The sequence below is a fragment of the Marilutibacter aestuarii genome (assembly GCF_006546775.1).
In the GTDB taxonomy this organism is placed as follows: Bacteria; Pseudomonadota; Gammaproteobacteria; order Xanthomonadales; family Xanthomonadaceae; genus Marilutibacter; species Marilutibacter aestuarii.
Genome location: NZ_VICE01000137.1, coordinates 1 through 10,016, shown reverse-complemented (window position 1 = coordinate 10,016; position 10,016 = coordinate 1). Strand labels below are relative to the sequence as shown.

Here is a 10,016-nt window from a genome sequence, read left to right as displayed (position 1 = left end):
GGGCCGCTGCCACTGAATGCCGTCTCGGTGATCGACAGCGTATCGATGGTGACGTTGCCGGCGTTGCTGACCTCGAACGAATACGTCACCGGCTCGCCCACCGCCGACACCGTCGTCGGCGTCGCCGTCTTCACCAGCACCAGCGAGGCATCCTCGTCGACCGTGACGACCGCGCTGGACGGTTCACTGGTCACGTCAGGGCCGCCCGGCGTACCAGCGGTCGCGGTCGCGGCATTGGTGATCTCGCCGGCGTCCAGGTCGCCCTGGGTCACATCGTAGCTCGCGGTGCAGGTGGTGCTGGCCCCAGGGGCAAGCGTGGTGGACGGACAACTGATCGCCGACACCGCGCCCGTCCCGCTGAAGGCCGTCTCGGTGATCACCAGCGTATCCAGAGTGACGTTGCCGGCATTGCTGACCAGGAACGAGTAGGTGACCGTTTCGCCCAGCGTGGACACGGTCGCCGGCGCCGCGCTCTTGGCCAGGGAGATCCCGGGGATCGCGTCGAGCGGGACATCGACCGCATCGTCGTCCGACACCGGCGCGTCATTCGGGTCGATGGCGGTGGCAGTGGCGTCGTTGGTGACGATCCCGGCGTCGATGTCCGCCTGGGCAAGGGTGTAGGTCGCGCTGCCGCATGCCGCGGTGGCACCCGGGGGGAGCTGCGTCGGCGTGCAGACCAGGTTGGTCCCCGGCATCAGCGCGTCGGCGACATCGACCTGGCGCAGCGTGACGTTGCCGGTGTTCTGGACCGAGAAGGTGTAGGTCACCTGGTCGCCGGCGTCGGTGACGGTCGGCAACGCGCCCAGGTTCTGGGTGGGGGCTGCCGCGGTCTTGGTCAGTTCGATGGCCGCGTCGCGGACCAGGGTGGTGATGGTGGTGTCGGGTAGTGAGCTGATCCGGCTGCTGCCCGGCGGCGTGCCCTGCGCCGTCGCACTGTTGGTGACCTGGCCGACATCCATCTCGGCCTGGGTGATGGTATGCACGCCGGTGCAGGTCGTCACCGAATCCGGTGGCGACGTGGCCGGGATGTCCGCCTTGTCGCAGACGGCCGGCGCATCGAGGTTGGGATCGGTGATCGCGATCGCACTCAACGTGACGTTGCCGGTGTTCTCCACCACGAACGTGTAGGGAATCGTATCCCCGGCATCGGTGACCGAAGCATCGAGCCCCTGGTCGATGGTCGGGGTGCCCGCGGTCTTGTTGAGGTCGAGCGATTGCCGCTGTGGCGCCACCTCGACGTTCGCGGATGCATCCGCGCTTCCACCCGACCAGCTGGCGGAAGCCTGGTTTTCGATGAAGCCGTCGCCACCGCCCTGGGTGTCGAAGTCCGACTGGGTCGCCGCATAGGTCCCGCTGCAGGTGAAGCCCTCCCCCGGTGCCAGCGCCGCGATCGGCGTCGGCGGGGTACAGACCAGCGTGCCCGCGACGAGCGGATCGGCGACGTCGACGTCCTGCAGGGTCACGTTGCCGGTATTGGTACCGGTGATCGCGTACGTGATGACCTCGCCCGGATTGTTGACGATGCTCACGTCGGCCTGCTTGCCGAAGGCAAGTCCCGGGTTCTGGTCGATCGGCAGTTGCAGCAGGTCGCTGGCACCCACGGGTCCGTCGGACACGGTCTGGCCGGCGACGCTGGCGGTGTTGTCGAGTGAACCGCCGGCATCGAGGATGGCCTGGTCGACCTCGCGGGTCGTGCCCGTGCAGACGACATCCGCGCCAGTGCCGCCGAACGTGACCGACTCTCCCGGGGCAAGGCTCGGCCAGGTCGGGCACGCGAGTCCCAGCGTCGGGTCGCTGACGTCGACATCGTTGACGGTGACGTTGCCGGTGTTGGTCACCTCGAAGCCGTAGTCGATGGTGCCGATGGCGGTGACCGTGGCGACGTCCGCGCTCTTGTCGATGCTGATCGATGGCTGGTGGACCGGCAGGTTCACCTCGTTCTCGTCGCTGGCCTGCAGGCTGGTGCCGCCAGGCACGCCGGCAGTCACCGTCGCACGGTTGTCGATCTGGTTGTCGCCCGGCTCGAAATCGGTGCTGCCGCTGTCGATGTCGGCCTGGGTGACGGTGTAGACGTTGCCCGTGCAGGTGAAGGTGGCGCTGTCGCCCGGCGCGAGCGTGGCGATGGGATCGCAGGCCAGGCCGGTCAGCAGCGGGTCGGAGACCTCGAGGTCCAGCAAGGTCACGTTGCCGAGATTGCGGACCAAGAAGGTATAGGTGACCAGCGAACCGGGGCCGCTCACCGACGCGACGTCGGAGGACTTGACGACCTCCATCTGCGGGCCGCGGGGCGGCAGGTCCACGGTCCAGCTGTCGGAGTCGGTGCCGACGACGGTGGAACCGTTATCGATGTACTCCGCCTGCGCGGTGACCGTGTTCACCAACTCGCCGCTCTCGACCACCGGGTTGCCCTGGTCGTCGATGTCGGATTGCTGCACGGCATAGGTGTTGCCGGTGCAGTCGAAAGTGGCCGACGCACCAGGGGCGAGGTCGGGGATCGTGTCGCAGGCCAGTCCCGCACCGAGCAGCGTGTCGTCGGTGACCTGCAGGTTCAGCAGCGTCTGCGCGCCCGCGTTCTCCACGGTGAAGGTATAGGTGACGATCTCGCCGACGGTGGTGACCACGGTCTTGTCGGCAGTCTTGAAGATCTCCGCCTGGCCGGGACCCGGGTTGACGTCGACGATCTCCTGGTCGTCGTCATCGACTGGATCGCCGTTGTAGCTGCCCGCGGCTTCGGCGGTGTTGACGATGTCGCTGCCGGCATCGATGTCCGCCTGGGTCACCGTGTACTGCGCCGTGCAGGTGAGCTGTGCGCCCGGCGCAAGGTCCGTCGGCAGGCTGTCGGCGCCGCAGGTGATCGGCCCCAGGCCCGGCAGCCCGTCGACGATGGTGACGTCCTCGATCGTCACGTTGCCCGGATTGGTGACGACGAAGGTATAGGTGACCACGTCGCCGGCGTTGTCCACGGCGGTCGGGTTGGCCGTCTTCTGGATGTCGATGAGCGGCTGCGCGAGGTCGATCGGCACCTGGTCGGTGGCGTCCAGGCTGGTCGAGCCGCCGTTCGGGCCAACGAAGCTGCCTGTCGCGGTGTTGTCGATGTCGACGTCGCGGCCCTGGGCACTGTCGTCGCCCTGGTTGTCGATATCGGCCTGGGTGATGAGGTAGGTCGCGCCGGTGCAGTTGACGTCGGCTGGCGGTGAGACGCCGAAGGTGACGGTCTCGCCGGGGAGGATCGGACCCGAGGGATCACAGCTCAGGCCCGGCAGGCGTGGATCGCTGATCGTGACCGACGCGATCGTGCTGTTGCCGGTGTTGGTGACGGTGAAGGTATAGCCGATGGTGTCGCCCGCGCTGCCGCGGCCGCTGCCGTCGACGTCGTCGACCAGCACGCCGTCCTTGGTGAAGTCGGCGGTGAACTCCTGGGCCGGCAACGGCACGTCGGTGCTGCCGTCGTCGGTGACCGGGGCACCGCCATCCGTGGTGCCCGCCGCGGTCGCGGTGTTGCTGATGGTGTCATCGTCGCTGCCGTCGCTGGCGCCGTTGCGGTCGATGTCGGCCTGGGTGACCTGGTAAGTGGCACTGCAGGTGATGACGGCGCCCACCGCAAGGTCGGCGGGCAGCGCGGGGGTGCAGGTGCCCAGCACGAGTCCGGGGAGGGGATCGGAGACAGCGACGTCATCCAGTGGCACGTTGCCCGTGTTGGTCACGGTGATGTCGTAGGTGACGACGTCGCCCGCCTGGGTCACGGTCGAGGCACTGCTCTTGTCCACCGTCAGCTCGGGCCGCTGGACGAAGGTGTTGCTGTAGGTGCAGGTGATGGTGTTGTTCGCGTCCGCGACGTTGATGCCAAGGCCATTGGCCAGGTTCTGGTCGGACCCGTCGCAGGCCAGCGAGCTGTCGAAATCGCCGGGATCGCCCACGCTGAAGCTTTCCGCCCCGAGCGCGCCCACTTCGGTCACGAACACTTCGACCGGCCCGACCTGCGTCGTCGTCGGGAAGTCGGAGCTGAAGGCCGGCGTGTTGTTGGTGAAGCCGGTGCTGGCCGGGATGTCGACGGTCGCCCCGGGACTCGGGCCCGCCCATACCTTCTGGACGATGAGCTGGGCGCTCTTGCGGTCGTTGGTCCAGGTGCAGGTGACCGGGCCATCGGCGGGGGCGACCGTCAGGGTCCCGCCGACCCCCGAGCCGCCCGGCACGAAGCCGCTGGTGTTGGTGCAGGCGATGTCGATGTCGTAGTTGTTGCTGGTGCCGTTCCCGAACGACTCGAGCATCTGGATGACGTCGCCGGCGTAGATGTCCACCGTGGCGCCGGTGTCGGTCTGGCTCGCGCCGCCAGTCGCGCTCGACGAAACGTTGGCGCTGCCGAGGCCGCCTCCTGGCCGGTCGGCGGCGATCTCGACCGAATCGCCGGCGATCGCGTTCAGCCAGACCTTCTGCAGGGTCAAGGTGGTCGGGAAACGGTCGTTGGTGTAGGTGCAGACGATGTTGGTGCCGGCGTCCGATGGCTGGATGTCGAGCGCGTTGACCGACTTGCCATCGCTGCCGGACAGCGCGCCGCCGTTGCAGGACAGGGTGACCCCGTAATTGTCGAGGTTGCCCACGGACATCGTTTCCGCGGGCAACGAGGCCTGCTCGCCCGCATACACGGTGACGGCGGCGCCGCTGTCCTCCGGCAGGGGCGCCGGCGTCGAGAACGGGCTCGTGTTGTTGACGAGACCGGACGTTGCACCGATCTGCGCGGTGTCGCCCGTCAGTGCACCCGGGCCCCAGGCCTTGGCCAGCTGGAGGGTGGCCGACAGGCGCGTGTTGGTGAAGGTGCAGGTGATGGTGGTGTCGGCCGGATCGACCGTGAGTGCGTTGCCGCTCAGGGCCTGGGTATTGCCCGTGCAGGCCAGGGCCTGGTCGTAGTTGGCGCCGTTCGCGGCGACGGCGAACGTCTCCGCCAGCGTGAGGGTCTCGCCGGAGAACACCTGGAACTGCGCGTTGTCCGTCTCCGTCGACGTGTCGGCCACCGAATCCAGGGCGATCGGCGACGTCGCGCTGCCCGTCGCCGTCACCTGTACCGCCTCGCCGATGGCCGCATTGAGCCAGGTCTTCTGGATGACGAGGTTGACCGCCTTGCGTTCATTGGTCCAGGTGCAGTCGATGGCGGTGTCGGCGGGATCGATCGTCAGCGTGTTGCCGGCCAGGGGCTGGGCATTGCCGGAGCAGGCAAGGCTCGCCGTGTAGTTGTCCGGATTGCCGAGGATCTCGTCGATGCTGCCGCTATCGCCGGGATACACCGACACCGGGGTGCCGATGGAGACGTTGTTGCCCGTCGAGTCCGCGGTCGAGGTGAACGACACGTTGTTCGTGAAGCCGCTGGTGCTGAGGTCGGCGGTGTCGCCCGGCAGCGCGCTGGCCCACTGCTTGGCCACCGACAGCTGCACGGGCTCCCGGCGGTTGATGAATTCGCACGCAACTTCGGAGCCGGCCGGCATCGTGAAGCTGCCCGAGGCACCGGTACCGCTGGCGATCGTGGCACCGCCAGGGCTCTCGGCGCACAGGTATTCGGTGGTGTAGTTGCCGGGACTGCCGGTGGTGAAGGCCTCGGCGAAGTCGACCGTCGCGCCCGCGACGACGTTCGCCGTCGCAGGGGTAGCGGCGAGGGGCGCCGTCGAGCTCCCGTCGACGATGTCGAGGACATCGGCAGGATCGCCAGACAGGGTCAGGTCGACGGCGTCGCCGGCAATGGCATCGACCCACAACTTGATGATCGACACCTGCCGCTTGACCGGATGGCTGGTCGTACAGGACAGGCAATCGCCGCTGTCGCTGACGACGCTGTTGGAGACGAAGCCGAGCGCACTGTCGTTGACCGTGGCCTGGTAGCTGAAGACCGCGTCGCCCACCGGCGTGCCCACCGGCACCGTGCAGGTGACCAGCTGGCCCACGGCCTGGCAGCCGGCGGGCAGGCTGCCGCCGACCAGGGTCAGGCCGAAATCCAGGTTGTCGACCAGCAGGATCTCCGCGGTCGCGGGCGCGTCGGAGATCGTCGTGGTCAGCGTATAGGTGAGCACGTCCCCCACTGCCACCGGGGTACCGCTGGCGGGTGCCGCGGTCTTGGTGGTGCTGCTGACCGATTCGACGATGGGTGTGCTCGATGTCGCACTGTTGTTGGACGCATCGGGATCGGTCACGCCACCGGTCGCAGCCACCTCCGCGGTGTTGTCCAGCGTCCCGGTGGCCGTGACTTCAAGATCCCCGGTTACAGTCACCGTGGCGGTGTCTCCCGGCACCAGCCCTGTGCTGTTGCAGGTCAGGACCTGCCCTGCGATCGAGCAGGCGGACGCATCGGGACCGCCCAACACCAGGTTGGTGACACTGGAAGGAATGGTGTCGGTCCCGGTCAGCGGCGCCGTCGACGGGCCGGCATTGCTCACCTCCAGCGTCCACGTCACCGGCCCGCCCGGCACCGCGGGATTTGGGTCGGCCAACGACTTGGCGATCGAAAGATCGGCCGAGGGTTCGGCCGTGTCGACGTCCTCGACCGCGTTGTTGGCGATGTCCGGGTCCGGGGAGTCCGCAGTGACCAGGACCAGGTTCGACAGGTTGTCCGTCGCGTCCGGCGGCGTCGTGGCGGTCACCGTGTATGTCAGCACACCCCCGTTGGGCAGGGTCGGTGCGGTCTCGTCCAGGCCGCCGGTACCGCTCGTCGCCGGGCAGGTCGCACCATTGGTCGCCGTACAGGTCCAGCCGGTGAAGGTTGCCGCCACGGGGGCGGTGGGCTCCGGATCCTGCACTCGCACGTTGACGGCATCGGACGGACCGTTATTGGTCACCACGATCGTATAGACGACATCGTCGCCGGGCACATAGGTCGCGCTGCCGTCGTCCTTGGTGACGACGATGTCTGCCTGGGGCTCGACGACATTGGTGTCGCTGGCGAAGTTGTTCGCCGACACCGGGTCCGAAGACGACGTGTTCGCCACGAATACCGTGTTGACGAGCGGGCCTGTGCGGGTGGATTGCGTGGTGGCCGTGACCGTGTAGGTCAGGACGCCGCCCACCGGAAAAGCGCCGGTTTCCTCCAGGATTTCGCCTGAACCCGATGCCGAGGGGCAAGCGACGCCGCCGCTGGAAGCACATGTCCAGCTGAAGCTCGTCTGGGACGGCTCGGGATCCTCGATGGAGACGAATGTCGTGGCGTTGGGACCATTGTTGGTGACAACGATCGTATAGACCGAGACACCGCCGGGCACGTAGGTCGTCGCACCGTCGGTCTTGGTCACCCCGATGTCCGCCTGCGCATGCGCCAGCGGCGTTCCGAGCAGGAACAGGAACGCGGCGAGGCAGGACTGCCTCCAGGGCACCTTGGACCGCTTGCCTGCCGACGACTCGGACACCGCAACTCCCCGATTGCCTACTGCTCGACGTCGCCCCAGCACCGGGCGTCGCTCCTCTCCCTTCACCCGCCGGGCGCGACCCGGCTCCCGTCACAACCTTGCCCGGCATCCACGCCATTGCCTGCCGCTTCAGGCGCCACTTATACATGAGTGTTACCTGAACGGGCGCATACACCGCGTGACGACAGACACGGGCGCAGTAACGCCTGGACGCAGGCCGAGACCTGCTCCGGCACGGGCGCCCACTCCAGCGAAAGGGTGTCGCTGCAACGGGCATCGCCGCCCTGGCATGGTGGGTCGTGTTGGATTCGAACCAACGACCAGCGGATTAAAAGTCCGGGCCAATCTCCCACAGAACCAACACAGTAGGGACAAATTTTTTCTGCAGCCACCCCCCAGTGGCCGCCGCGGCACGGGCATTTCGCGTACTTATTTCGGGAGTCCCCCGCGATACCGTCCAGGCACTCGCAATGGGATCCACCGCTCGTTGCCACCGAGCCGAGGAGACGCGCAAACGGAAGGTAGTTGATGGGCCCCAGCCGACTCGGGACACCCTTGCCCGCCAGTCGTTCGCTGCCAGCGCGAGCATCTAGATTGCGGCGATATGTCCCTGAGGGGTACATTCAGGCAGTGGGACACTCGTCACAGTTGCCCATGTACTTGCCCGCATTCGAGAAGGATGACACATGCCGCCCAAGGTCATTAGCCGAGCCCTGCAGATGAAGCGCGTGAGGTTTAAGGGACGAACATCAAAAGGTAAACCGATTGCCTATCCTGCGATTGACGACCTTCTCAAGAGGATCAAAGCCTTGAAGCCCCATTGGGCTCAGAGGCATCACCCCCTTCCAAATCCCAGCGAACCGTTCGCGGCAGGAACCTCTTGCTCCTTCTTGGTTGACGTTCGCCCGCGGACTACAGGCGATATGAAGGGCGTCTACTTCGAAGTGGGAACCTACACGCACGGTGCAGCGCATCAGCAGATTACGCTTGACTACTCGCAGGCAGAGCCACCCCTTGAGAACGCGACACTCCCTCATGATGGAAGGCACGCGCGAGCGATCAGCAATGTGATTCGCGGCGTCGCATTGGGTGAGACGATCATCTTGGACAGTCCGAAGGGCACGGGCGGCTACGGCGCTGCTCAACAGCTCCTTAGTCGGCTCATAATTCAAAACTGTCTTAAGCCGCCACGGCCGCCGGGCGAGCCCCCCCACAAGACGCCAACGTGGCCTGGTATAGAGTTGATGGATGTGATGTCCAACGACCTCCGACGGGAGATTGAGCGTGGCGGCGGAGTTGCAACTGTGTACATGCGCGTCGCCGAGGCAACTCCGGGTGAAGACGATAGTTGGCAATCGCGACTGCGTGGAAACTTAGACGCCATGCCACATGCCAGTAAATTTCATGCGAAGTGGGAAGCGGACGACGAACCTCTCGATACTGATTCTGTTCTGGGCGCGGTCGACGAATTCTCTGAAGACGACTCCACAATAGAAGCGCTCACCTTGGAACTCGTACATGGCAACCGAATTCGTACTCTTGGAAAGTTTAAAGTCCGCAAACCCATTGATGTAACCATCGATTCTGCCGGCGTCCTTCACACCAGCGACATTGTCAATGGACTTTGGCAGTACCTGGACGAACTCAGATCGCCAGACCCAGAACAATGGAGACTCATTGATGACAATGGGAACTTCACAACTCATGCGACCGTTTCATTTACTACGAACTCTTAGGGACATAGTAGCGAGGAGCGCACCTGCCGAGTGGATTACTGCGCACGATGTCTTCTCGGAAATCCGCTCAATAGAGAATCGCAATGCTAGGGAACGATCCAATTCAAGAATATGGATGTTCGGCCTATTTATCGCAGGATTTGTTCCAGCCTTCAGCGTAGCACTTGGATCTACTCAGGCGAAAGAGAGCATGGTTGGAACCTTCATTGGAGCAATCCTTGCATTTAGCGCCCTAGAGGTTGGCTTCATTGTTGCCCTTATGCTCTTCACTGGCACAGTGGGAAACATGGGAGCGCTGACTCTTGAGCAGCTTAAGGCGCACACCGTTCGAATCAAATACCTACTCATCTCACAGACAATTACGCTGTCGACCGCACTTCTTGTTACCGTTTTTTGCATTTTTTGGTTAGTAGCTTTTACCCTGGAACTCCCAGAATTGATTGGGGATGTCGCAGCAGGGATAATTGGCGGGTTCATGTTGATCACGCTTGCCAGAACAGCACTCTTGCCACTACAAATTTTCGAACTTCATTCCGCCACACTTTCAGATGAAATGATAATAAAAGCCGAAGAAACACGTAATAAGTATAGGCGCGAATAGCCTCGCCTGATTCAATCCAGACAATTCCCTGTCGCCACGCCATTTCCATCCTTGAAATGCTATCTCGCTTTAAGCTGGGCTGATGCCAGCAGGGATGTGTAAGAGTCGATTCTCCAGCTTTGAGAACTACGTTCTGCTTGTTGCTCCCGCCTTTGGCTTAGGGGTCGTGAAAGTAAACCCCTCAACAATGGTGACCCCAGAACATGTGCTACTCCGCCCTGGTCAAAGCAGAGTTCACCCGCTTCGTGCGCGAGTACGGAGCGATCATGGACATCGAGACCTATGTGAAGACGTACT

3 protein-coding genes and 1 tRNA gene are annotated in these 10,016 nt (G+C 64.4%); 2 read left to right on the top strand and 2 right to left on the bottom strand.

Features of this window, described 5'->3' with window-relative positions; all coding sequences use genetic code 11:
- Together FKV25_RS14305 and FKV25_RS14300 are read right to left on the bottom strand one after the other, a co-directional pair.
- Window positions 1-7,382 (bottom strand): beta strand repeat-containing protein (locus FKV25_RS14305; RefSeq protein WP_170218656.1); only part of this gene is annotated, 7,382 nt, incomplete at its 3' end.
- 290 nt (window positions 7,383-7,672) lie between these two features.
- A tRNA-Lys gene (locus tag FKV25_RS14300) sits at window positions 7,673-7,746 on the bottom strand.
- A 322-nt stretch (window positions 7,747-8,068) separates the two neighbouring features.
- Between FKV25_RS14300 and FKV25_RS14295 the strand changes: the two genes are divergently transcribed.
- Complete coding sequence (locus FKV25_RS14295; protein WP_141519468.1) at window positions 8,069-9,118, top strand: hypothetical protein; 1,050 nt, start codon at window positions 8,069-8,071, stop codon at window positions 9,116-9,118.
- A 115-nt stretch (window positions 9,119-9,233) separates the two neighbouring features.
- Window positions 9,234-9,719, top strand: coding sequence for a hypothetical protein (locus tag FKV25_RS14290; protein ID WP_141519467.1), 486 nt, complete (start codon window positions 9,234-9,236; stop codon window positions 9,717-9,719).
- Window positions 9,720-10,016 lie beyond the last annotated feature (297 nt).

Bases quoted from the DNA above. Each gene is read 5' to 3' on its own strand.
- FKV25_RS14295 (WP_141519468.1), top strand. From the start codon at position 8,069: ATGCCGCCCAAGGTCATTAGCCGAGCCCTGCAGATGAAGCGCGTGAGG.
- FKV25_RS14290 (WP_141519467.1), top strand. From the start codon at position 9,234: ATGTTCGGCCTATTTATCGCAGGATTTGTTCCAGCCTTCAGCGTAGCA.